General features: G+C 48.2%; 23 protein-coding genes and 3 riboswitches. Of the genes, 9 read left to right on the top strand and 14 right to left on the bottom strand.

All coding sequences use genetic code 11. From position 1 onward, the window contains the following. Nucleotides 1-7: 7 nt before the first annotated feature. From ON064_RS01835 to ON064_RS01805, 7 genes are all read right to left on the bottom strand, one after another. Nucleotides 8-562: a hypothetical protein gene (locus ON064_RS01835; RefSeq protein ID WP_274623394.1), complete on the bottom strand. Its 555-nt coding sequence runs from the start codon at nucleotides 560-562 to the stop codon at nucleotides 8-10. A 12-nt stretch (nucleotides 563-574) separates the two neighbouring features. Continuing rightward, complete coding sequence (locus tag ON064_RS01830) at nucleotides 575-2,221, bottom strand: solute symporter family protein (protein WP_274623374.1); 1,647 nt, start codon at nucleotides 2,219-2,221, stop codon at nucleotides 575-577. Nucleotides 2,222-2,224: 3 nt separating this feature from the next. Beyond that, on the bottom strand, nucleotides 2,225-2,494 hold the full coding sequence (locus ON064_RS01825; protein WP_101191442.1) for a hypothetical protein: 270 nt from the start codon (nucleotides 2,492-2,494) through the stop codon (nucleotides 2,225-2,227). Nucleotides 2,495-2,943: 449 nt separating this feature from the next. Then, the gene (locus ON064_RS01820) at nucleotides 2,944-4,203 is read right to left on the bottom strand and encodes a mechanosensitive ion channel (protein WP_274623373.1); all 1,260 of its coding nucleotides are present in this window, start codon (nucleotides 4,201-4,203) and stop codon (nucleotides 2,944-2,946) included. Nucleotides 4,204-4,380: 177 nt separating this feature from the next. Further along, nucleotides 4,381-6,528, bottom strand: coding sequence for a sensor histidine kinase (locus ON064_RS01815; RefSeq protein WP_274623372.1), 2,148 nt, complete (start codon nucleotides 6,526-6,528; stop codon nucleotides 4,381-4,383). Nucleotides 6,529-6,665: 137 nt separating this feature from the next. Continuing rightward, nucleotides 6,666-7,358, bottom strand: a complete 693-nt coding sequence (locus ON064_RS01810; protein ID WP_274623371.1) for a response regulator transcription factor — start codon at nucleotides 7,356-7,358, stop codon at nucleotides 6,666-6,668. 80 nt (nucleotides 7,359-7,438) lie between these two features. After that, on the bottom strand, nucleotides 7,439-8,302 hold the full coding sequence (locus ON064_RS01805) for a DMT family transporter (RefSeq protein ID WP_274623370.1): 864 nt from the start codon (nucleotides 8,300-8,302) through the stop codon (nucleotides 7,439-7,441). A 178-nt stretch (nucleotides 8,303-8,480) separates the two neighbouring features. On the opposite strand from ON064_RS01805, the gene ON064_RS01800 reads away from it, so the two are divergent. After that, entirely contained in the window at nucleotides 8,481-8,711 is a 231-nt protein-coding gene (locus tag ON064_RS01800; RefSeq protein WP_101191449.1) for an excisionase family DNA-binding protein, read from the top strand. 185 nt (nucleotides 8,712-8,896) lie between these two features. Here the strand turns inward: ON064_RS01800 and metX are convergent, their stop codons facing one another. Beyond that, entirely contained in the window at nucleotides 8,897-9,916 is a 1,020-nt protein-coding gene (gene metX, locus ON064_RS01795; RefSeq protein WP_274623369.1) for a homoserine O-acetyltransferase MetX, read from the bottom strand. A gap of 12 nt (nucleotides 9,917-9,928) precedes the next feature. Next, on the bottom strand, nucleotides 9,929-11,218 hold the full coding sequence (locus tag ON064_RS01790; protein ID WP_274623368.1) for an O-acetylhomoserine aminocarboxypropyltransferase/cysteine synthase family protein: 1,290 nt from the start codon (nucleotides 11,216-11,218) through the stop codon (nucleotides 9,929-9,931). A 101-nt stretch (nucleotides 11,219-11,319) separates the two neighbouring features. Beyond that, a riboswitch (SAM riboswitch) is annotated at nucleotides 11,320-11,434 on the bottom strand. A 186-nt stretch (nucleotides 11,435-11,620) separates the two neighbouring features. After that, nucleotides 11,621-11,733: riboswitch (SAM riboswitch) on the top strand. A 132-nt stretch (nucleotides 11,734-11,865) separates the two neighbouring features. Between ON064_RS01790 and ON064_RS01785 the strand changes: the two genes are divergently transcribed. From ON064_RS01785 to pepT, 5 genes are all read left to right on the top strand, one after another. After that, nucleotides 11,866-12,897 (top strand): methionine ABC transporter ATP-binding protein, encoded by a 1,032-nt coding sequence (locus ON064_RS01785; protein ID WP_121298546.1) that lies wholly within the window; start codon nucleotides 11,866-11,868, stop codon nucleotides 12,895-12,897. After that, the gene (locus ON064_RS01780; RefSeq protein ID WP_058382841.1) at nucleotides 12,887-13,537 is read left to right on the top strand and encodes a methionine ABC transporter permease; all 651 of its coding nucleotides are present in this window, start codon (nucleotides 12,887-12,889) and stop codon (nucleotides 13,535-13,537) included. The genes ON064_RS01785 and ON064_RS01780 overlap by 11 nt, the downstream gene beginning before the upstream one ends. An 85-nt stretch (nucleotides 13,538-13,622) precedes the next feature. Continuing rightward, on the top strand, nucleotides 13,623-14,456 hold the full coding sequence (locus tag ON064_RS01775) for a MetQ/NlpA family ABC transporter substrate-binding protein (protein ID WP_274623367.1): 834 nt from the start codon (nucleotides 13,623-13,625) through the stop codon (nucleotides 14,454-14,456). Between the two features lie 65 nt (nucleotides 14,457-14,521). Continuing rightward, complete coding sequence (locus ON064_RS01770) at nucleotides 14,522-15,727, top strand: M20 family metallopeptidase (RefSeq protein ID WP_274623366.1); 1,206 nt, start codon at nucleotides 14,522-14,524, stop codon at nucleotides 15,725-15,727. 72 nt (nucleotides 15,728-15,799) lie between these two features. After that, entirely contained in the window at nucleotides 15,800-17,017 is a 1,218-nt protein-coding gene (gene pepT / locus ON064_RS01765) for a peptidase T (protein WP_274623365.1), read from the top strand. 98 nt (nucleotides 17,018-17,115) lie between these two features. Here pepT and ON064_RS01760 read toward each other — a convergent pair whose 3' ends face one another. From ON064_RS01760 to ON064_RS01745, 4 genes are all read right to left on the bottom strand, one after another. Beyond that, nucleotides 17,116-17,613 (bottom strand): DUF4825 domain-containing protein, encoded by a 498-nt coding sequence (locus ON064_RS01760; RefSeq protein WP_274623364.1) that lies wholly within the window; start codon nucleotides 17,611-17,613, stop codon nucleotides 17,116-17,118. A gap of 47 nt (nucleotides 17,614-17,660) precedes the next feature. Further along, on the bottom strand, nucleotides 17,661-18,605 hold the full coding sequence (gene lipA / locus ON064_RS01755) for a lipoyl synthase (protein ID WP_274623363.1): 945 nt from the start codon (nucleotides 18,603-18,605) through the stop codon (nucleotides 17,661-17,663). Then, on the bottom strand, nucleotides 18,602-19,441 hold the full coding sequence (locus ON064_RS01750) for a lipoate--protein ligase family protein (protein WP_274623393.1): 840 nt from the start codon (nucleotides 19,439-19,441) through the stop codon (nucleotides 18,602-18,604). The genes lipA and ON064_RS01750 overlap by 4 nt, the downstream gene beginning before the upstream one ends. An 88-nt stretch (nucleotides 19,442-19,529) precedes the next feature. Further along, a riboswitch (TPP riboswitch) is annotated at nucleotides 19,530-19,636 on the bottom strand. Nucleotides 19,637-19,783: 147 nt separating this feature from the next. Next, on the bottom strand, nucleotides 19,784-20,803 hold the full coding sequence (locus ON064_RS01745) for an STAS domain-containing protein (protein WP_274623362.1): 1,020 nt from the start codon (nucleotides 20,801-20,803) through the stop codon (nucleotides 19,784-19,786). Nucleotides 20,804-20,937: 134 nt separating this feature from the next. Between ON064_RS01745 and ON064_RS01740 the strand changes: the two genes are divergently transcribed. Together ON064_RS01740 and ON064_RS01735 are read left to right on the top strand one after the other, a co-directional pair. Further along, nucleotides 20,938-21,168 (top strand): hypothetical protein, encoded by a 231-nt coding sequence (locus tag ON064_RS01740; RefSeq protein ID WP_101191467.1) that lies wholly within the window; start codon nucleotides 20,938-20,940, stop codon nucleotides 21,166-21,168. Nucleotides 21,169-21,242: 74 nt separating this feature from the next. Continuing rightward, a complete protein-coding gene (locus ON064_RS01735) occupies nucleotides 21,243-21,665 on the top strand; it encodes a pyridoxamine 5'-phosphate oxidase family protein (RefSeq protein WP_101191469.1) in 423 nt (140 codons plus the stop codon). Nucleotides 21,666-21,694: 29 nt separating this feature from the next. On the opposite strand, the gene ON064_RS01730 is transcribed toward ON064_RS01735, so the two are convergent. Next, the gene (locus ON064_RS01730; RefSeq protein WP_274623361.1) at nucleotides 21,695-22,129 is read right to left on the bottom strand and encodes an RrF2 family transcriptional regulator; all 435 of its coding nucleotides are present in this window, start codon (nucleotides 22,127-22,129) and stop codon (nucleotides 21,695-21,697) included. 216 nt (nucleotides 22,130-22,345) lie between these two features. Here ON064_RS01730 and ON064_RS01725 point away from each other — a divergent pair. Then, nucleotides 22,346-23,029: globin domain-containing protein (locus tag ON064_RS01725; protein WP_274623360.1), on the top strand; the 684-nt coding region annotated here is incomplete at its 3' end.

Genomic DNA, 23,029 nt, shown 5'->3' with positions numbered 1-23,029 from the left:
TTCCTATTCAACTCGCAGGGATGACCAAATAATAGACGCTTGCCAAAAACAAGAATGCCATTCCAGCAGACAAATACGCTTTCGTTGCATTGAACCCTTGTACGGCTTGTATGATCTTCACGCTGACCAGATACATCCACACCACGCCGGTGACAAGGAAGAGATTAACCCACAATGAACCGTCGCCAAGACCAGCCAGGTGAGGCGCGCCGAGCAAGCCTGGAAGAAGGGCCACCGGGGCCACCAAGCTGATAGCTCGGTATTTTGCCGTTCCGCCGAGCGCTTTAGATCCCGCCCACAGCAGCGCCGCCATTCCAACTTTCGTGATAAATGCCGTCAAGATCCCAAAAATGATGAAGATGGCCGGGACGAGAAAATTCTGCAATAAAGCGGAATCGAAACTGCTTATGTACGAGGCTTGCGACGCGATTGAAATCGCGCCGTAGCCTACTCCCACGATGAGCAGCAACATCCGGCTCACCGTTTCGGTTTTCGGTAATTCCAGGAATGACCGGTAAGATGGATCATCCAGGCTTATCATTTTTCCAACCAACTTTGCCACTCCCTTTACCATTTACATTCCCCAAGGCATTAACGCCCAGATTGCCACTGCCGCAGAAACAATCACTGTGATTCCCGCACCGAGCGTGCTGTTATAGCGGTAAGCTTTGATATCTTTCCAGCCATGGATACGCTCGATCAATTCGATGTCCGCTTGTTTCGTCAATTTCCCGGAAAGTCCCGGCATGCGGTTCGTAATATAAGAAACGACAATCAGCAAGATAAAGCTGATCGGTACCGCAAGCATTGCACCCGATAGCCCCATGCCGTCAGTCACTCCATGTCCCGTCAACACAATGCTCGGGAAAACGAATGGAGATACAATGATATAGATAGCACCGCCGATGACAGAGGCTGCGATCGCGCCGAATTTATTCGCTTCTTTCCACCAGACACCGACGATGATCAGCGGCGCATTGGTGACCCCTGCCAAACCGAACGCCCAGAGAATACTGACGACAAGGAATGCTGGCGGGTTAATCGCAAGCAGGATACTCGCAATCCCTCCTGCAAAAATTGCGATAAAGCCAATACGCAAGTTTAAGCGCTGCGAAATGTTCGGTTTCAATGTAGAAATGATGTCTTGTGAAATCAATGCACCGATTGCCAGCAAGTTCCCGCTCAAGGTCGAGAGGCCAGCGGAGATTGCACCGGCAATAACAAGCGCTGTTACCCATTCAGGGTTATAGACCATATTCAAAATAATCGTTAGTTTATCCGCATCTGCATCTGAAATCGTCACGCCTTGCGTAGTTGTCGCAAAGACCCCGACAAAGCCCATCGCATAAGTCGCCGAGAAGACCAGCCCGAGAATGAACGCGAACCAAACCATCGCAGAGCGCGCACTTTTCAATGAAGAAGCCGTGTAGACGCGCATTGCCAAGTGAGGCAATCCGAGCGCCCCAATCGTCAGCGCAGGGATGATGGAGAAATACCATTTCGGTGAAAATTGGTAATCAAAGAATGAAGGTAATGCGTCCATCATTGCCGGAACCATGTCCGAATAAAGCAATGGCGGGAAATACCATCCTGAAGCACCGATCGCTTTCATGATCGCCGCAAGCGGGACGATGAACATCAAGGCAATGATGACCATCTGGATCGCAGCATTATTCGTTGCCCCTGCCATGCCACCGATCGTGATGTAGCCGACGATCAAGATACCAAAGATGAACAACCCTGTAATATAAGGAATGCCAAGCAATGTCTCAAACGTAATCGCAATGCCGATCATCTGGCCAAGTGCATACATAATCGATACTAAGATCATGAACAATGCAGCAATGATAGAAGCCGTCGTGCCGTAACGGTCACGGATAAAATGAGTCGGTGAAAATGCACCCATACGGCGTAAACTTGTTCCATAAATAATCGTGATCAAGGGAATCGCCAAGATCAATTGAATCCACAACATAATAAACGGAACCTGCAATTGCAAAATAAGAGCGGTAATACCTAAAAATGTTGCCAAACTCATATATGTAGCAGCCATCGCCAAGCCATTCGTGATCGCTCCGACGTTTGACCCGCCCACGTACAGCTCTTTAGCCGACTTACTTTGGCGGTTCGAGATGAAACCTACGATATAAAACAAAACGAATGTTGCACCTACGACCACAAGCCCAAGTATTGGATTGTCCAGTTGCCAACTTTGCTCCATCGCTTACACTTCCTTTGCTTCGTCGGCATTGCCGAGCGTGTCATTTTCTCTTTCGATCTCATCATCGATCCGGTTGCCGATTTTCCCTGCCACAAGTGTCAACAGGAAAACGCCGAACCAGCCCATCAAAATAGGCACGATGTACATGACCGGAAACCCGAATAGCATGGCATCTACCGGAAAGATAGAAAAAATCAAGCCGACATTTCCTACTAGAATGAACGCCGCCGTCATCCAAATTGTAAACTGGACTTCCTTTTTGTAAGCTTTCATGCTTTCCCCTCCAATTTGTGTAATTTCTCTTTTCATACACCCCAGACTGAGCGTTCGCTCAGATTTTATTCAAGCGATCCCCCTTCAAAAATTATTATGATAATAACTCCCTTGATTGTAACCGCTTGCATAAATGATAGTCAACTGAATTTTTATAAAATTTAAACAATTATATTAATAACCTTTTGAACTATATTCCTGTTTATCCATTCGCTTAACTATGCTATTTATCCCTTATATTCTTTTACAAAAATCATTTTCCAAACTGTTTTTCAAACATAAAAAATTATATAAATATATAATTACTTCAAACTAAAATAGGGTTTTTCTGTAAAATAATATGTATATTGATGATTAATTATTCATTCCCTAACGGAAGCTTCTTCTCTCCGCTGTATGTGAAGACAAAAAAATACGCCTGGCATATGCCAGGCGCATCAGAAGACGAATTACATATTCGGTTTATTGTCTTCTTCTTTCATTTTCTTTTCCATTTTAGCCAATTGGTTTTTCGCAAAGTCGCGGCCGCCAATTCCGAATGCGATGGCGAAAGCAACTGCAAGGCCGGCAATGATGAACAGGAAGGCCAAGTTGACAATGTTTGAAGCAAAGTTCAACTGGTCGAGCGTCATGAAAATCGCAATGATGAAAATTGCGTATTTTACGATGCCGCCGAACAATCTATTGCCCGAAGCGCGCGTGATGTAATTCCCGAGCATACTGCCTCCAATGAGCCCGAGCCCAAGGATGATCAACGAGCTGATTAATAGCGGCAAGTACGCGATGATTGCGCTGCCAATGGAATTCAACACATCGAGCTTCAAGACATTCATGGCTTCGACCACGAAGAAGATGATGATGATCGCCTGTACGACTTTACCAATAATCTGGGCAATGTCGAATGATGGCTCTTTGTTCTTGTCAGGGCTCAAATATGAAGAGAAGCGGTTGATCCCTGTGCCGTTCAATAGGCCAATCAGCAAATCAGCGACGAATTTCGCGATGAAGACACCAGCAAGGATAAGGATGATGCCGACAAAGATATTCGGGATCATGCCGAGCACTTGGTTGAGCATCGATACGATCGGTTGTGAAATCGATTCGATGTTCAAGGTTTCAAGCGCTACCGTTACGATCGGGATGAGCACGATGACAAAGACCACATTCGCCAAAACTTTAGCGAGCGTATTTTGGTCGCTTGGAGCCACCCGCTCGTTCGTTCCGGATTTATTGGTCATCTTATTGAACCATTTGTCGATGTTCATCGTGGCCAATAAACTCTCTACCAACTTCTTGACGAACTTCGCGATAAAGTAGCCAATCACCAAGATCAAGAGGGCCATGAACAGGTTTGGCAGGAATGCCAGGAACTTGTCCATCATGTTCGAGATCGGCTGGGCGACATTATGCATGTCGAGCGCTTGCAATACACTTGGAATGAACAGGATGAAAATCAAATAATAAAGAATTTTTCCGATAGAGTCCAGTTTGTCATCCGCGTCTTCCTTCGTTTTAGCCATATGGCCTTTGACCATGGCGTTGTCAGCACCGACTTTTTTCAGCCCTTTCGAGAAAATCGCTTTGACAATCGTAGCGACGAGCCACGCGACAACAAGCAATAAGAGGGCGCCGAGAATATTCGGGATGTAATTGATGATGGTATTCCCGACATTCTGGAATGAATTGGTTACATCATTCAAATGTTTCATCTCCTTTACAATTTAATGGTTCATTTTTAGTATCCCCCCTTATATTTTTCCTAAACGCAATCTAGCGCCATTCCAGCGCCAATGCCAACTTAATTTTTAAAGGGCATTGCGCTTTTTCCGAACTTGGCAAAAAACCGCCAGCAGGAATCCCACCGGCGGTTACTAGTATTCGTTCATCTATTGATGATTCGGCAATAGAACGGTCACTTTGAACAGGTCACCATCCACTTCTAGTTTCATCTGCCCGCCGTGGAGATCCACGATAGACTGGGCAATGGCAAGTCCAAGCCCTGAGCCTTCTGTTTGGCGTGAAGTGTCCCCGCGCTTGAAGCGTTCGAGCAATTCCTCCGTATTATCCCCCAGTTCGTAGCGCGTGACATTTTTCATCGTCATGGCCAGTTCACCGGCTTGTTCTGTCAGACCAATATAGACACGGCTTCCCGGCAATGAATATTTGGTGGCGTTCAGGATCAAGTTGTCGAGAAGGCGCCACCACTTCTGGCCGTCAACCGAAGCATGCACAGGATGGTCCGGCGCTGTGATACGGACGTCAAGTTCAGCTTCCTGCACCGCTTCCTCATGCTCTGCCAAGGCTTGTGTGACCAATTGCTTCATATCCAAGCGCTGCTTTGAGAGTTCTGCGTTTCCGCTGGCCATTTTTGAAACTTCGAATAAATCTTCGATAAGGACTTTCAAACGCTCTGATTTCCTATCAAGTATGTCGACATATTTTCGCCGTTCTTCATCTCCCAGATCCTCGTTCTTCAATAGATCCGTATAGGTGATGATCGAAGTGAGCGGCGTGCGGAGATCATGGCTGACATTGGTGATCAATTCGGTTTTCAAGCGCTCGCTTTTTGCCCGTTCAGACACCGATGCCTTGTACCCTTCACGCAACACATTCAAATGTTGGGCATGTCTACTAAGCGGCGACTTGCCTTTCACTTTCAATTCCGCTCCCAAGCTTCCGGCAGCCAGCTGTTCCGTACCTTGAAGAAGCCGGTTCAAATACCCAAAACGCGTCATTAAAAACAGCAGCGATGGCAGCCCGAGCAATACTGTAGCCGGCAGCCAAACAATGACTAAAACCGGTTGCAATATCATGAGTGCTGTTCCGGCGCCCCATAAAAACACTACTGCTAGCACCCAGGCCATCTGGAAGCCGATTGTGCGGTTGAGAAACGCATCTTTCGCCGAATAAACCTGGGAGGCGGTGAAACTTTGCAGAATTTCTTCTTTAAAGCAACTCCATTTGCCGAAATGCTGCCATAGCCAAATTGCCTGCAATATAGTCAGCGCCCAGAACAGAACTGCGAGTGCCAGCGCAATGAAGACACTTGGAAGAGAGACACTCCCCCCTTCCCACGGCTTTGTCAATAACGCCGCGAAATGGTTTGCAGCTACCAAAGCGAACGCAGCCGATACGATGAATCCGATAAGCTTCCACTCGACAGCGAGTTTTTGCCAGTTGTGATAGCTGGTTAATCCGGTATACCACGCTATCTGGACCGGCCGCTTTTTGAACAGCCACCATGCACTAGCTGCTACTGCAGCCAATAGGAAATACAGAAAGAACTTGAGCAGTCGGAATTGGTTTATCCCGCTAATCACCGAAGCACCTGCTACTCCTTTTTCAGGTATTTGAATAACTCCTGAAAAGCGGTTATCGGCCAGCGTGCTGTTAGCATCGTCGTACGGAAAGTCAAAACTCCAATAACCATTACTGAAATAAAGCGGCTCTTGTGCAGAATACATTTGTTCGAAATAAGGCTCATCGCTAATTGTGCCTTTGGTGAATACTTCTCCGCTGTCCAAATCCCGTAATTGATAAACATACCCTGAAGCTTGGCCTTCAAATTGCCCTTGCTGTTCTGCCAACTGCCGGAGCGCTTCCTCGTAATCCGTTTCGCGTTGTTCGATAATCGCTTTTTTCGCTGCTTCGTCGTCGGAAAAATTTTCACGCACAGCCGAAATTTCCTCTCCGCGCTGCTCTTCCAATTCTTCCACTAAAGAGCTGTCGCCTTCTTCCTCCGCCGCTGAAATCGCATCCGCATATTGATCCCGGACCATCTGAATCTGGTCAGTCAGGGAATTATGATCCATGCGGTATTGGTCGATTTCCCAGGAAGCGACCGATTGATCGACAGTGGATGTCGGCGGGGCCAGCTCGAACAGCAGCAGACCCTCCGTAAACCTGGCAAAATCATGGTGAAACTCTTCTGTGTCCGTATATGCCTTGCCAAAATAACCCGATCCTTTTTCCATGACGGTCCATACGCACAAAAACAACAAGGAAATGCCTGCAAGCCACATCCATTTCTTCATATTATAGGTCTCCTTTTGTTAAGTGGCGGAGTGTGGCAAGCAGATCTTCCGGTGACTTGATGACAAAGTCCAAAATAAAAGAAGAGCAGTAGGCGAGGCATATTACAGCAACCGCAATCGCAGCGACAGACCAAAGATCATTTTTCCATTTTGTAGCCAATGCCCCACACCACCTTCACATACCTTGGATTTTTCGGATCCGCTTCGATTTTCTCCCGGATTTTGCGGATATGTACAGCGACAATGTTTTCTGCATTGTATGCTGGCTCACGCCAGACCCGCTCGTAGATCTCACCGATGGAAAAGACACGGCCTGGATGCTGCATCAATAATTCAGTTATATTGAATTCCGTCGGTGTCATGCGAATTTCTACACCGTCTACCGTAACCGTTTTCGACTCCGAATCCAGCCGCAATCCGTCGATTTCTAGTGCAAGGCCGGACTGCCCATAATCTCCAAGCTTCACGTAACGTCTGAGTTGCGATTTCACCCGTGCCATCAATTCCATCGGATGAAAAGGCTTGGTCACATAATCATCCGCACCGATTGACAAGCCATGGATCTTATCGGAATCCTCGCTTCTGGCACTCAGCATGATGATCGGGATATTACGTTTTTCACGAATCTTGAATGTTGAATGGATGCCGTCAAGTTTCGGCATCATGATATCCATGATGACCAGATGCACTTGCGTCGTTTCCAGCAAATCAAGCGCTTCCTGTCCATCTGCAGCCCCTACTACCAAAAAGCCTTCATTTTTCAAATAGATGCTGATGCCTTCCCGGATTTCCTGGTCATCATCTGCCACCATGACTGTCAGCTGTTCCACACGTCCCACCTCTTTTCATTTCTGGCTTAAGTATAATGTGAAATTCTTAAGCGAAGACCATTCAAATTCTGAAGAAATTCTTAAGCTTTGCGATTTTTGCCGAATGCGAGCAGCGCAATGCCGCCGATCAACAGCGCCACACCGACCCAAGACTGTCCGCTTAAAGCTTCACCGACTACGGCAACTCCCAATACAGAAGCAGTCAGCGGCTCTGCTAGCGATAGGGTGACCGCAGAGGAGGAAGGAATATTTTTTAATCCACTCGAGAATAATAAATAAGCAAGACTTGTCGCCGCAAGGCCCAAATATGCCGCGATCATTATATTTTGCGGTACTGCTAAATAGCCGGTATCCAGGAAAAACAGGAACGGCAATAAGCCAAGCCCGCTGAGTGAAAAGATCACAGCCACCGCGGGTACTACTTCCATGAGGCCCAGGACATTTTTGCTGAACATGGCATATCCTGCAAATGCCAATCCTGCTAGCAGCCCAAGCATCACGCCGAGTGGATCGACGATATAACTGTCACGGTTCGCAAAAAGCAAAATACAGCCAGCGACCGATAAGACGCTTGAAAATACCCATACGCGATCGGGCTTGCGCTTCAAGATGAGCGCTTCCAATATTCCCGAAAAAGCGGGTGCACTGCCGATTGCCACGACGGTTCCGATCGCAACTCCCGTCAATTGCACGGCCGAAAAAAAGAACGGCTGGAACAAGGCCATGCATAATGCGGAAAGCCCGACCCAAAGCCACGGAATCTTTACGCCTTTTAGCTTTCCTGAAATCCACACAAATGCCAAAAGGCCGAAACCGCCGATTGCAAGGCGAACTGCACCAATCGTCAACGGATGGGCTTCCCCCACCAGAAACGTCTGTGCTGTCCCTGTCGTGCCCCAAAGCATCGCCGCGAATAACACCCATATGTATGCCTTAATTTGCATCAGCTTTCCCCCGCTTTCTCTCTCTAAAGTTTGAAATGTTTTAAAGCATAGTTGGAAAATAACCATGCTTGTACTAGATTATGGAAAATTCATTCACACTCCTAAACATACCATGGCACGGATGGTTTGAGATAGGGTTCAAATAGCATTATAATAGAAGAAAAGAGGAGGCGATCGCATGTATATGACAGTCCCGGAAACTGCCGTTTTTTTGTCGATGCCGGAAGAGCAAGTCAACCGTTACGTACTTGAAGGCCGGATTCGCGCAGTCCATGACGGAGAACAATACTTGATCAACACCTCCCAATTCGAGAGCCATTTCAAACAGCTCGAAATCGCCAAACTTGAGCTGGAAGAGTGGCGCGCTACGCCAATCCCCGATGATATCGATATTAAAGACGAGGATTGACGAAACGCAAAAAAAGATCGGAGCCATGTAGGCTTCGATCTTTTTTGATATCTTGTGGAGAAGCTAAAAAGTTGTATTTTCCGAAGCTTATAGAGGTCATTGATTTTAGAATGTAGAAAAGGTCATCAACTTTTTAATTTGTTGTTCATCATGGACTTCTTCAATACTTTTTATGATGAACAAGTTTATGCTAATACATGGCTTTTGGCATTCACCGTTTTCTGTAATTGGGCCTCTACGTGGTGTGCCCATTTTTCGAATTCCACCAAGAACCCATCATGGCCGAAATCCGTTTCGATTTTCTCCCATTTCGCATTGGGCTGGTTTTCGACCCAAGGAATCATCAATTCTCCCGGATATAATAGATCGTGGCTATAGGAAATCGATAGCAGCTCTGCGGCTAATTCCACTTCTTCCACATCGTGTGTGTTCATGGCTTTCAGCAAAACGAGATAGCTATTCGGGTCAAAGCGCCCCGCCAATTTGCGCCCCTGATAATCCAGATAAGACTGAACTTCGAACTCTTCCCCGCAGCGCGAACGGCCGAAGCGGCCATTGAATAATTGGCTGCTCCGGTACGTCACCATGCCGGCCATACGCGCGATTTCGAATCCTTTCAGCCTGGTTTCCGGATGGTAATTACCTGACTGGAACTCGGGATCGTTTTCGATTGCCTGGATGCCGATGTGATTGAATGCGACACCATAATCTCCATAATAAGGTGTTACGGCAAGTGCAATGGCCGTATCCAGAAACTCTGGATAAAGCTTTGCCCATTCCAAGGTTTTCATGCCCCCGAGAGAACCACCGATCACCGCTGCCAAATGGTTGATGCCCAGTAGTTCAAGGGCTTTCCGCTCCGCTCTCACCATATCCCGGATGGTCAATTCAGGAAATGACGATCGGTAAGGTTCACCGGTTTCCGGATTGACCGAAAGCGGGCCGGTCGAACCGCTGCAGCCCCCGAGCACATTGAACGTGATGACTTGGAACTGCCCGGTATCCACCGCTTTTCCTGGGCCGATCAACCCTGCCCACCAACCTGGTTGATCTGCAGTACCCACTGCATATTGATCGCCCGTCAGCGCGTGGCAAACCAGAATCGCCGGCGCAGAACTTTCTCCGACGCGTTCATACGCCAATTCCACTTCACGCAATAGTTGACCTGATTCAAGTTTTAGCTGGCCGATGGATACTGTCGTCATCCGGATCCCTCCTTACGCGTTCTCGAGTACTGCCGCTTGGATCGCTTGCTCCAAATCAGCGATTAAATCTTCGTGGTTTTCCAATCCTACAGACAAACGGATCAATTCTTCCGTTACGCCGCTATTTTTCAACTCTTCTGCTGACAATTGCTGGTGTGTCGTGGACGCCGGGTGGATGATCAATGATTTGGCATCGCCGACATTCGCCACGTGCGACCATAAATGGACGCCGTCGATCACTTTGCGGCCAGCTTCCCGTCCGCCTTTGATGCCGAAGTTGACGATCGAACCATAACTGTCTTTCAAATATTTATCAGCAAGTGTCTTGGATGGATGTCCTTCAAGGCCAAGGTAATTGACCCACTCGACTTGCGGATGGTCTTTCAAATATTCAGCGACCTTTTGTGCATTCGTCGCGTGGCGCGGAATCCGCAGATGCAATGTTTCAAGTCCCTGAAGCAGTGCATGGGCACTGTCCGCACTGAGTGAAGGGCCGAAATCGCGCAATAGCTGGACGCGTAATTTCGTCGCGAATGCCGCTTCCGGCACATCAATTCCGAAACGGATGCCGTGGTAGGTTTCATCCGGCTCCGTGTAATTCGGAAAGCGCGGGTTGTCCCAGTTGAACCGTCCGGCATCAACTGCTACGCCGCCGATCGTCGTCCCGTGCCCGCCGATCCATTTCGTGGCCGAATGGATGACCACGTCTGCACCGAATTCGATCGGATTACTGACAAAAGGCGATGCGAATGTATTATCGATCAACAGCGGAACCCCGTTTTCATGAGCGATATTAGCTACCCGCTCGACATCGAATACGTTCAGGCTCGGGTTCCCGATAATTTCTCCGAACAAAGCTTTCGTCTTGTCGGTGATCGCTGCGCGGAAATTTTCAGGGTCAGTCGCATCGACGAATTTTACGTTAATGCCATAGCGCGGCAATGTGTTGGCGAATAGGTTATAGGTTCCACCGTATAAATTGCTGTCGGCGATAATTTCGTCTCCAGCTTCAGCTATATTCAACACTGAGAATGCAATGGCTGCCATTCCTGATGACAAAGCCACCGCAGCAGTACCGCCTTCAAGAAGTGCGACGCGCTGCTCGAACACATCAACTGTCGGGTTCATGATGCGCGAATAGATATTGCCCGCTTCTTTCAAGCCAAATAGGTTCTGTGCGTGCTCGGTATCTTTGAATACATAAGAAGTCGTTTTATGAACCGGTACGCCGCGAGCGCCTGTCACTGGATCCGGTTCTTGGCCACCGTGTAATAGAAGAGTTTCTGGTTTGAAGTTTGTCATTGTCAATTCCTCCTGTTTTTGTAATAGTTTTGTTCGTTTTGAGGAGGACACAAAAAGACCCTCTTCAGAAAGAAGAGGGCCGTTAGTTACGGATTTGCCTCCTCTTATCTTTCAGCGACGCAAATGCGCACTGTAGGATTTAGCACCTTTCCAGACATGAGCCTGTTGGTTGCCGGGCATCGTAGGGCCTATTCCCTCCGCCTCTCGTGATAAGAGTATTCAGTTATTTTTTTGCTTGTTGAAAAGTATAAGGGACAGCCCTGGCTAAAGTCAAGCATATTTTTCTAAAAATTTTAACTACTATAAGTAGCTTATCTCCCGAAAAAAAATACGTCAAAGCTGTTGACTTTTTCGCTATTTCGAAATAAAGTAGGAATCACGAATTGAATAGCTTACATCACTTTCTTATCCAGAGAAACCGAGGGACAGGCCCTATGACGTTTCGGCAGCAGATTCGCAAACCAGCGAAAACTGTGCTAATTCCTGCAAATGCTCTAGCATTTGGAAGATGAGAATGAGATGGTTTCATATTTTGGAGCCCTCTTTTTTCTTGCGTATAAGAAAAAAGAGGGCTTTTTGTTGTTATTTCAAGAAAGTGTTCGTTCGCACTCATTCGAATCGCTATTTGCAGCCACAGGAGGGACACCATGATTCAATTTGAAGCAGTCAAGAAAACTTATGTATCGGGCAAACAACAAGTACATGCGCTCAATGGCATTGACTTGACCGTCGAAACCGGGGAAATTTACGGCGTCATCGGATTTAGCGGCGCAGGAAAAAGCTCGTTGATCCGCACGGTGAACTTGCTCGAGCGCCCATCAACAGGACGCGTGCTCATCCACGGAGAAGATATCTCCACTTTAAGCGCACGCAAAATCCGCGATACGCGAAAAGATATCGGCATGATCTTCCAGCATTTCAATTTGCTGAACTCGAAGACCGTACACCATAATATCGCGATGCCGCTGATTCTGGCCAAGACCCCGAAAGCAGAAATCGACCGGAAAGTAGCGGAACTATTGGAATTTGTCGGGCTTGCCGACCAGGCCAAAAAATACCCCGACCAACTGTCCGGCGGGCAAAAGCAGCGCATCGGCATTGCAAGAGCACTTGCAACGAACCCTTCGATATTACTGTGCGATGAAGCAACATCAGCGCTCGATCCGCAGACGACCCAGTCCATACTGGATCTGCTGCGACGCATCAACCAGGAATACAACATCACCATTTTGCTCATCACCCACGAGATGGGCGTTATCCGGGAAATCTGCGACAAAGTGGCCGTTCTCGAAGAAGGCCGTGTCATCGAGCAAGGCAGCGTATTTGAAGTGTTCAGCAATCCCCAGCACGCGACGACGAAGCGGTTCGTCCGTTCTGTCATGAACGATGAATTGCCGGATTCGCTGCTTGAGCAAATCCGCCACAACGACGGGACACGCCCAATCTACCGGGTGCAGTTTACCGGGAATTCAGTTGGCCAGCCGTTCATGTCGAGAGTATCGCGTGAATTCCAGCTCGATTTGAATGTGTTGTTCGGCAACATTACAGAACTTCAAGGCATTCCATACGGCAACTTGATTGTCGAGTTCGACGGCGCTCATGCAGAAATCGACCGCGCACTCGCCTCGATCCGAAACGATAACATCCAAGTAGAGGAGGTGCAGCAACATGCAGGTTGATCAATCGCAAATTCTAGAAGCTTTATGGGAGACGCTTTACATGACGGGTGCATCATTCGTTTTCTCGCTATTCATCGGCTTGCCGCTCGGCATCTTGCTGGTCGTCACGAGAAAAGGGCATCTGCTTGAGAATGAAGCAGTCTTTAACGTATTGAACATCGTCATCAATATCTTCCGTTCGGTTCCGTTCATCATCTTGATGGTCGCCATCATTCCATTGACGCGCATCATTGTCGGCACATCGATCGGCACCGCCGCAGCCATCGTCCCATTAGTATTTTATGCAGGTCCGTACATCGCCCGGCTGATCGAGAACTCATTGCTCGAAGTCGATAAAGGCGTCATCGAAGCCGCCCAGGCGATGGGCGCTTCTCCCGGCCAAATCATTTTCCGCTTCCTTATCCCGGAAGCGCTCAGCTCCCTTGTCCTGGCATTGACCATCGCCATCGTCGGCTTGATCGGCGCATCCGCAATGGCAGGTGCAATCGGAGGCGGCGGGCTCGGCGACTTGGCCATCACTTACGGATATCAGCGCTTTGACACAGTGGTCATGCTATTGACTGTCGCCATTCTGGTCGTCCTTGTCCAAGGCGTCCAATCGCTCGGCAACCTCATGTCCCGCAGAGTACGCCGGAGCTAAGTCCTTTTATTCACATCAATTAAATTCAATCAAGCGATTTATTGATCAGTACAATCACTTAAAAAAACCATTGGAGGATTTCATCATGAAAAAAATTACAGCTCTTTTTGCAACAGCAGGCATCGCCGCGCTTCTCGGCGCATGTGGAGACGATAGCTCAGCCGGCGAAACCACGAAAGTGACACTTGGCATCAGCGGATCGGACACGACGATTTGGGATTATGTCGGCGACAAAGCCGCTGAAGAAGGCATCGAACTCGACATCATCACCTTCTCCGATTATGTGGCCCCGAACTTGGCACTCGCTGAAGGCGAACTTGACTTGAATGCCTTCCAGACCATCTCGTATTTCGATGAGTTTGTCGAAGAGCACAATGTCGACATCGTACCGATAGGCTCTACCGTTATTGCACCGATGGGCTTGTATTCCGATAAATACGAATCGATTGAAGAACTTCCCGAAGGCGCCCAAATCGCTATGCCAAACGAAGCGACCAACATGGGCCGCGCACTCCTCTTGCTCGATGAATCCGGGCTCATCACTTTATCCGATGATGCCGGATTGACCGGAACAGCAGAAGACATTGTCGACAACCCGAAAAACATTGAAGTCGTCCCGATGACTTCCGCCCATACGCCGCGCGCTATGGCTGACGTCGCTGCTTCCATCGTCAATAACGGCATCGCAGTGGATGCCGGATTGAACCCGACAGAAGACCCGATTGCCCGTGAAAGCGATACGGCAAAACCTTATATCAACTTAATCGCTGCACAAGCTGGCGAAGAAGATAACGAAGCGTATCAGCGCATCGTCGAATTGTACCAGGAAGAAGACACAGCTGAATTTGTCATCGAGCACACAGAAGGCGCTCAAATCCCGACTTTCGTTTCGGTTGAAGAATTAGTCGATTACCAATAAGAAGGCAGTCATTCTGCAGTTGCACGCCGTTGAAAAATGAAATTCCATTCGAGGGGGACCATTACATGACCATCATTAGCGAAGCGCGCGAGACAATAACCGAATCGATCGACAAGAACCGCGCACAATATTTACGCATCAGCCATGCCATCCATGAAAATCCTGAAATCGGCAATGAAGAAGTGTTCGCGAGCGGGCTGTTGACCGGATTGCTCGAAGAAGCCGGATTCCAGGTGGAAGATGGTGTCGCTGGCCACCACACCGCCTTTTACGCAATCCGCGACAGCCAAAAGCCAGGACCGACCATCGCGTTTCTTGCTGAATACGATGCTTTGCCGGGCATTGGCCATGCATGCGGACACAATATTATCGGCACGACCAGTGTCGCAGCCGCGATTGCGCTCAGTAAAACCTTGGAATTGACCGGCGGGCGCGTCGTCGTCCTGGGCACCCCCGCCGAAGAAGGCGGACCGAATGGCAGCGCGAAAGGAAGTTTCGTCAAACACGGACTTCTTGAAAAAATCGATGCTGCATTGATGCTTCACCCTTCAGGCAATTCGGCTGTTACTGGCCCATCACTTGCTGTCGACCCGCTGAGTTTTCATTTCTTCGGCAAGCCGGCCCATGCTGCCGGGTCTCCTGAAAAAGGCATCAATGCTCTCGATGCCGTGCTTCAATTGTTCAACGGCATCAATGCCCTTCGCCAACAATTACCGGATGATGCACGGGTGCATGGCATCATCACTCACGGAGGCGACGCACCGAATATCATTCCAGAATACGCCTCTGCCCGCTTCTACATCCGCGGAGATTCTTGGAAAAAGACCGCCGCGACCGCGAAAAAAGTGCGTGCCATCGCTGAAGGCGCTGCCCTTGCAACAGGCGCCCGTGTCGAAATCGAACGTTTCCAGAATGAAGTGAAGGATCTTGTTGTCACGCCTGAGCTCGATGAAATTCTCAAAGCCGAACTTGAAACACTAGGCGACAAAGTAGCCAATTCGCGTATTTCCGGGCTCGGATCAACCGATGCCGGCAATATCAGCTATGAAGTGCCGACTGCCCACGGCTATATCAAAATCGGCCCTGAAAGCCTCATTGCCCATACCGAAGAATTCCGCGAAGCCGCCCGTTCAAAAGAAGGCGACGAAGCCTTGATCAAAGGCGCAAAAGCATTGGCGCAAACAGGTTACCGTCTGCTGACTGAACACGCTTTATTGGCGCAGGTCAAACAAGCCCATATCCGGTCACTCGCCACCAAACAACAAGATTAAAAACCAGCGTTTTTCTATGTATTTCGAATTTCGTGTTAAAATGGAGTCATTACATACATAGGAGGCTCTACCATGATCGAAAAATTGATCGAACGCCTGATTCGCTACGCCAAAATCGACACGCAATCCGATTTTGAAAATGACGCAACCCCTTCTACACCGGGGCAATGGGATTTACTCGCTGAATTGGAAAAAGAAATGAAGAACATCGGCTTAGAGGAAGTCGAAGTGGACGACCACGGCTATTTATTCGGCACTTTGCCGGCGAACACGGAAGAACAGCGCCCTGTCATCGGATTTCTGGCACATGTCGACACGGCCACCGACTTCACCGGAAAAGGCGTCAACCCGCAGCGCATCGAAAAGTACGACGGGAAAGACATTTTATTAAACGACAAAGTGACAATGAAAACGGCTGATTTTCCGGCCTTGCAGAATTACATCGGCCATACTTTAATCACGACAGATGGCACGACTTTACTCGGTGCCGACAATAAAGCAGGAATCGCTGAAATCATGACCGCCATGGAATATTTAATCGAACACCCGGAAATCGAACACGGCAAAATTCGCGTCGGCTTCACGCCGGATGAGGAAATCGGCCGCGGCCCGCATAAATTCGATGTCGCCCGTTTCGGCGCCGACTATGCGTACACGATGGACGGCGGCCCACTTGGCGAACTTCAATACGAAAGCTTTAATGCCGCGAGCGCGAAATTGACAGTCCACGGCACCAGCGTCCACCCCGGCTCCGCCAAAAATAAAATGGTCAACGCTATTACGGTCGCGACGCGCTTCCAGGCTGAAATGCCATCTGCTGAAGTGCCTGAGAAAACGGAAGGCTACGAAGGCTTTATCCACTTGAACAACTTCAACGGTTCCGTCGAACAAGCGGTGCTTCAGTACATTGTGCGCGATTTCGATAAAGACAAATTCGAAGCGAAAAAACGCCATATGGAACAAGTGGCTGCCGAATTGCAAAAAGAATTCGGTGAACAAGCGATCGAACTCGAGCTCGAAGACCAGTACTATAATATGCGCGAGAAAATCGAACCGGTGATGGAAATCGTCGATCAGGCCGAACAAGCGATGAAGACATTGGGGCTGTCCCCAGACATCATCCCTGTACGCGGCGGTACGGACGGATCCCAATTATCTTATATGGGCTTGCCGACGCCGAACATCTTCACAGGCGGCGAAAACTATCACGGCAAATTCGAGTTCATCTCCGCTGAAAACATGGAAAAAGCGACTCAAGTGATTGTGGAAGTGGCAAAAACCGCGAAATAACTGGCTTTACCCGTTAATTTCCCGGGAAATCTATTCAATACAATTCAACATAAAAAAGCAGTGGCCCAATGCCCTGCTTTTTTAGGTTTCATGCATTTTCAGGATTGTGTTAACAGCGCGTCAATTTTTCGGTCTTCATCCAAATATTGTTCGATCAGCTCTTCCAATTTCTCTTGCTCATCAATTCCGGTCAAATCCACTTCGTACCAAGCTTGCAATCGCTCTCTCGTTAAGCGGTATTGTTCAACGCCTGCTCCTGTGTCGAAGTCAAATTGGACCCGCTCCACATTGTCGATCAGCGTAAACAAATACGTTGCATTGCGGACCGCGGTTTCTTTATCCGATGACGCGGTTTCTGTCCAATCGTAAGAGGCGATGATTCCATAAGGCTGTTGTTTCGTTTCCAATTCAAAGCCTGTAAAATGCTCTGCGCCCGGCAGCCTGTTAAGGGTATTGAGGACAGCACTGTTATTCCCTACTACCGCCCCTTCATACTCAAAGAGGTCTGGTTCCTTTGCCGCCAGAAGCGGGCTGCATGCGCCAGTAATGAACAGCGCAGCAGCTAACAGCATGGCCGCAATAAGTATTTTCCTCAATTCAAGCTCTCCTCTAAGAAAGGTTTTTATACACTAGCCCCATTATTTCAAAATTCGATACGCTCGATTTTTGCGCCAGTCGATTCGACGCCTTTCATGTATTTGATGCGTTTCTGCACAGCGGTTTCGTTCACTTGCTCATCCGCATGGTATGAAGAACGCACCATCGGGCCGGCCTCGCAATGCTTGAAGCCTTTCGCCAATGCGATTTCCTTCAATTCCTGGAACTCGTCCGGATGGTAATAACGGACAACGTCCAAATGCTTCAATGTCGGTTGCAAATATTGGCCGATCGTCATGATGTCGACTTTGTGCGCCAACAAATCATCCATCGCTTCGATAATCTCTTCTTTCGTTTCCCCGAGTCCAACCATGATGCTTGATTTGGTCGGCACATGCGGTGCGATTTCCTTGACCCGCAATAGCAATTCCAGCGAACGGTCGTAAGTCGCTCTCGCACGGACACGCTTGGTCAGGCGCCGCACCGTTTCAATATTATGGTTGAAAATATCCGGCTCGCTGCTCATCAACATATGCAAGCTTTCGTAATCGCCTTTCATGTCGGACGGCAAGATTTCGACGGTAGTTTCTGGCATTTTCCGGTGGATGGCACGGACAGTTTCCGCAAAAACGGCAGCACCGCCATCTTTCAAATCATCACGGGCAACTGCTGTAACGACGACATGCTTCAAGTTCATGATTTCTGTCGATTCCGCTACGCGCTCCGGCTCGCCCCAATCCAGTTCGTTCGGCAACCCAGTCTTGACGGCGCAGAACCGGCACGCTCTTGTACACGTATCGCCCAGGATCATGAAGGTCGCGGTGCGGCGTTCACTCCAGCATTCATGGATGTTCGGGCATCTGGCTTCCTCACATACCGTGTTCAAATTTTTCTCCCGCATTAGTTTCTTCAGATCATTATAAGTTTCATTGGTGTTCAATTTCACTTTGAGCCATTCGGGTTTACGTTCACGCTGCTTTGTTTTTGTCATCGCATAAGTTCCCCTTTCTCTTCTCGTCTGTGATTCCATTCTTCGCTTGCATATTTGGCTTCGAGCACGTGCACTTCTTCCAATAGTTCAGCTGGCGGTTCGAATTTTTCTAGACGGATGCCAAGCCCCGTTTCAAATCCATCCTTGAATGCCTGTTGCACTTCTTCTAAACTTGCCGGTTCTTCCATTAGTTCGTTGATTGCAACGGCACGTGTTCGGAAAGCTTGACGCGCCCTTTCCTTCACCACTTCACTCGGGTACACGAACAAGTCGAACAACTGGTTTTCATCAAGCTGAAGCGGAATCGAGCCGTGCTGCAAAATGATGCCTTGTTTTCTTGTCTGCGCGCTTCCTGCCGCTTTTCGACCCTCAACAGTCAATTCATGCCAAGACGGTTCTTCAAAGCAGACCGCTGAAGATTCTTTCGAACGCTTCTTCTCCGCAGCCAGTTTTGCTTGAATGCCTAAATTGCGGTAGCCTTCAAGCAAGCCTCGGGAAATGACCAAATACGCTTCTTTTACTGATTTCGGCATGGATGGATGATGTTCCGGTATCACCACGCTGTAAGTCAACTCCTGATCGTGGAGTACGGCTTTTCCGCCTGTCTGCCTCCTGACCAAAGGGATGCCCATTTGCGCGGCTTTTTTGAGATCGATGCTGCCATTCAGTTTCTGGAAAAATCCCACTGAAATGCCGGCTGGCGCCCATCCATAAAATCGGAGCACAGGCTTCATGCCTGTCTTACGCTGCCAGTTCATCAATGCTTCATCCATTGCCATATTGTGTGCCGGCGTGCAAAGCCCCGACTCCATATAGCCCCATGTTTCCTCCAAAATGTCTCAACTCCTCTCAGCTTATGCATGACTTCAAAGCCCATAAAAAAACACCGCTTTCCCATGGGGAAGCGGTGTATGCAGGCAAAAGGAAGCATACGTACCACTTCCCTACGCTGGCATGGTCCAGATCAGGTTCAAGGGGTCCAAGCATTCGCTCGTCTCAGCCAGTCAATTCCGGCTCCCCCAGTGGTCAGCTATGTATTGTTCTTCTCGAGCTTATCATTTCTTTCAAGAAATCTCAATATACTAAATAGTATTTTCTTTATATTTTTATCCAATTTATTCAAAAATATCCAAAAAAAGCTTCCCCTATGCGTTTTGCTAATAGGGAAAGCTTTATTATTAAATAATCGTCTTGCCATTCTGTGCCAAAGCAAAGTGGATGCTGTGTTGAAGCGTACGGAAGCATTCGTAGCCAGAGAGGTCTACGGCCGCTTCTGTGATGGTCATGCTAGTATGCGGTGAAATACCGGCCAGCACCGTTTTCGTACCGATCAAATTCGCGGCAGACCCTAATTTTTCGATCAGCATCGCCGTATGCTGGTTGAAGCTTTCATTCAGCCCGGTCAAATCGAGCAGCAAATAACGCGCTTTGTATTTCGGCAAATTCTCAAGCGTTTTGGTCAATAACTCTTCGGCACGCGCTTCATCATAGCGTCCGAGAAGCGGAACGACCACAATATCTTCTAGCACTGGAATTAGCGGCGAAGAAATTTCCCGGATCATGTCATGGAGATCCGCTGTCTTTTCATCCACCAGTTGTTCGAGTTCGCGGATTTTCTCCGATTCCTTACGGCGCGCCAGCGTATGGATGTTCTTTTCAATCGTCTCTTCTGACGGGAAATAGCGGATCAGGCATTCATCATGCCCTTCGATTTGCGAGTGGACCACTTCATACCAAATGCTGCGGTCCAGAAGCGAGCTGAAAATCCCTGCATAATGGGCCGGCAAAAAACTGCCGCCGGTCTTTTTTCCCTGTGCCAGGTTAATCTGGTATTCCCAGCTATTTTTCAGCGTCACTTCCAAGGTGCCCGCTTCCACATCCAGGTTATGGATAGCAGCCACTCCCCAGCCGGCTGATGCGTATGTATTGGTAATGAGTTCGGAAGCTTTAAAAACCGAAATCCCATCCATCCCATGGAAATAATCCCCGACTACCTGGCCTTGGCGAAACCCAGTCGACTCCAAAACGACAGCGGCCGCTTCTTCCCCGGAAATTTCCTCGATGGAATCAAAGAACATTTTCATTGCAGTGGAAGTCCAAAACAGCACAGAATTTTGCCCTTCGAAAAGAAAGCGCCCTTGTGGGAGATCCCATTCAAAATCCAGGCCGCCCACGTTTACCTTCGTTTGTTGCGTCATTGTATAGCCACCCTCCTTATTTAGCCCTATTAAATAATCATACGCCAGCCGGGTATCCCCAGCAAGTTCTAATGTTTTAAAGCACTCCAATTAAGGAATAGATAGACAAGAACGCTAAAGGAGAGGTGCTAACGATGGCAGAAAAAGACCGTTTCAACGAAAAGGAACGCAAAACAAGCGACGGAGCTCCAATGGACAATCCTGAGCAAGTGAAGACAGATAAAGAAACCATGACAGAAATGCACGAAGAAGAAATGAATGTGGATTCCATCCCTTTGGAAGACTTGAAGCAGGACATGAAAGACGAAAAAAATCCCCGTGATACGAAAGATGATTCAGCAAGCGAGGAAAAACATCCGGAATGATTTCTTCTGCGGGCTTGTCGCCCGCAGTTTTCCTGACAAACGATAAACGATACTACCGTAAAGGAGAGATTTGAATGGCACAACAAGAATTGAAACAACAAGCATTGAAAATTTTGGAAGACAGCATGATCGGGACTTTGGCAACGATCAAAGACAACAAGCCGCATTCCCGTTATATGACCTTCTTCAATGACGAATTTACATTGTACACGGCTACAAGCAAGCAGACGCAGAAAGTGGACGAGCTCGAGAAGAATCCTAACGCCCATATCCTGCTTGGCTACGAAGGGGAAGGCGTCGGCGATAGCTTCCTAGAAATCGAAGGGCAGATGTCGCTGCGGGATGACCGTGAGCTGATCGACAAAGTGTGGAACGAACACTTGACCGGCTGGTTCGACGGCCCAGAAGACCCGAACTTGATCATCCTGGCAATTACGCCAACGCGTGTCCGTTTAATGAACCGCAAAGGCAAAGATCCACAAACAATCGAATTATAAAAACTAAGCCTCCGATAGCGGAGGCTTTTTTACGTGCGCAATAAATCGCGTAATCCTTCTTTATTAAATAGAAGATCTTGCAAATTGTATTCATCCAATACTGACAGATACGCATGCAGCGCTTTGCCAAGAACACCACGTAGCCCGCAGATCGGGGAAATCGGGCACATATTGGTCTCCGGGTTGAAACATTCCACCAAGTGGAAATCTTCTTCCATTCTACGGACGACCTTGCCGACATTGATGTTCTCTGGACGGTCCGCCAAACGAATACCGCCTCCCCTGCCCCTGACCGTCTCGATAAATCCTGCTTTGCCGAGTTCGAACGTCACTTTCATCAAATGGTTTTTCGATATATGATAAGCATCGGAAATTTCCTGTATGGTTGTCAGTTTGCCATCTTCTTTTGTTCCCAAATAGATGAGTACGCGTAATGAATAATCCGTATACATCGTCAATCTCATTGGTTTCACCTTCCCTGCACGTTTATTATACGCGCCGCCATAATTTCTGGAAAGGAAACGCATCTGCAGAATCGGGGCTTTTTCAGCCCATTATTCCATGTGTGACTTTTCTGTGAAATGAAATGTGTCTAAATTTTAAAGATGTATTTTAAATATATCTTTAAAATCCCTTTCGGTTTATAGTGGGATTATAGAAAACAAAAGGAGAGATTGACTATGTTATCCGAACAAACAAGAACCATCGTCAAATCCACTGCCCCTGTATTAGCTGAACACGGAAAAACCATTACAACCGTTTTTTACAGCAATATGTTCGAAGCGCATCCGGAACTCTTAAATATTTTTAACCAAGCCAACCAAAAACAAGGCCGCCAGCAAACGGCGCTTGCCAATACGGTGTATGCCGCTGCTGTGCACATCGATAATCTCGAAGCGATCCTTCCAGTAGTCGTCCAGATTGCCAATAAACACGTCAGTCTCGGCGTCAAAGCGGAACATTACCCAATCGTCGGTGAATATTTGCTGAAAGCGATTAAAGAAGTGCTCGGCGATGCCGCGACAGATGAGGTCATCAACGCTTGGGCAGAAGCATACGGCGTCATCGCCGATGTCTTCATCAGCATTGAGAACGGCATGTACGAAAAATCCGAAACCCAGGATAACGGCTGGAGCTTCTTCAAAGACTTCACGATTGCACGCAAAGTGAAAGAAAGTGAAAATATCACTTCCTTCTATTTAAAACCGGCTGATGGCAAGAATGTGCCGAGCTATGAAGCTGGCCAATACATCACGGTCCGCCTCGCAATCCCTGGAGAAGAGTTCCTTTTCAACCGCCAATACAGTTTGTCCCAAGCATCGCGTCCGGATGAATTCCGTATTTCCGTCAAACGCGAAGCCGAT

Origin of the sequence: Planococcus sp. A6, from assembly GCF_028823615.1 — a bacterium.
Lineage (GTDB): Bacteria > Bacillota > Bacilli > Bacillales_A > Planococcaceae > Planococcus.
The sequence above is the reverse complement of the archived record's forward strand: the minus strand, read 5'-3'. Positions and strand labels throughout refer to the sequence as shown.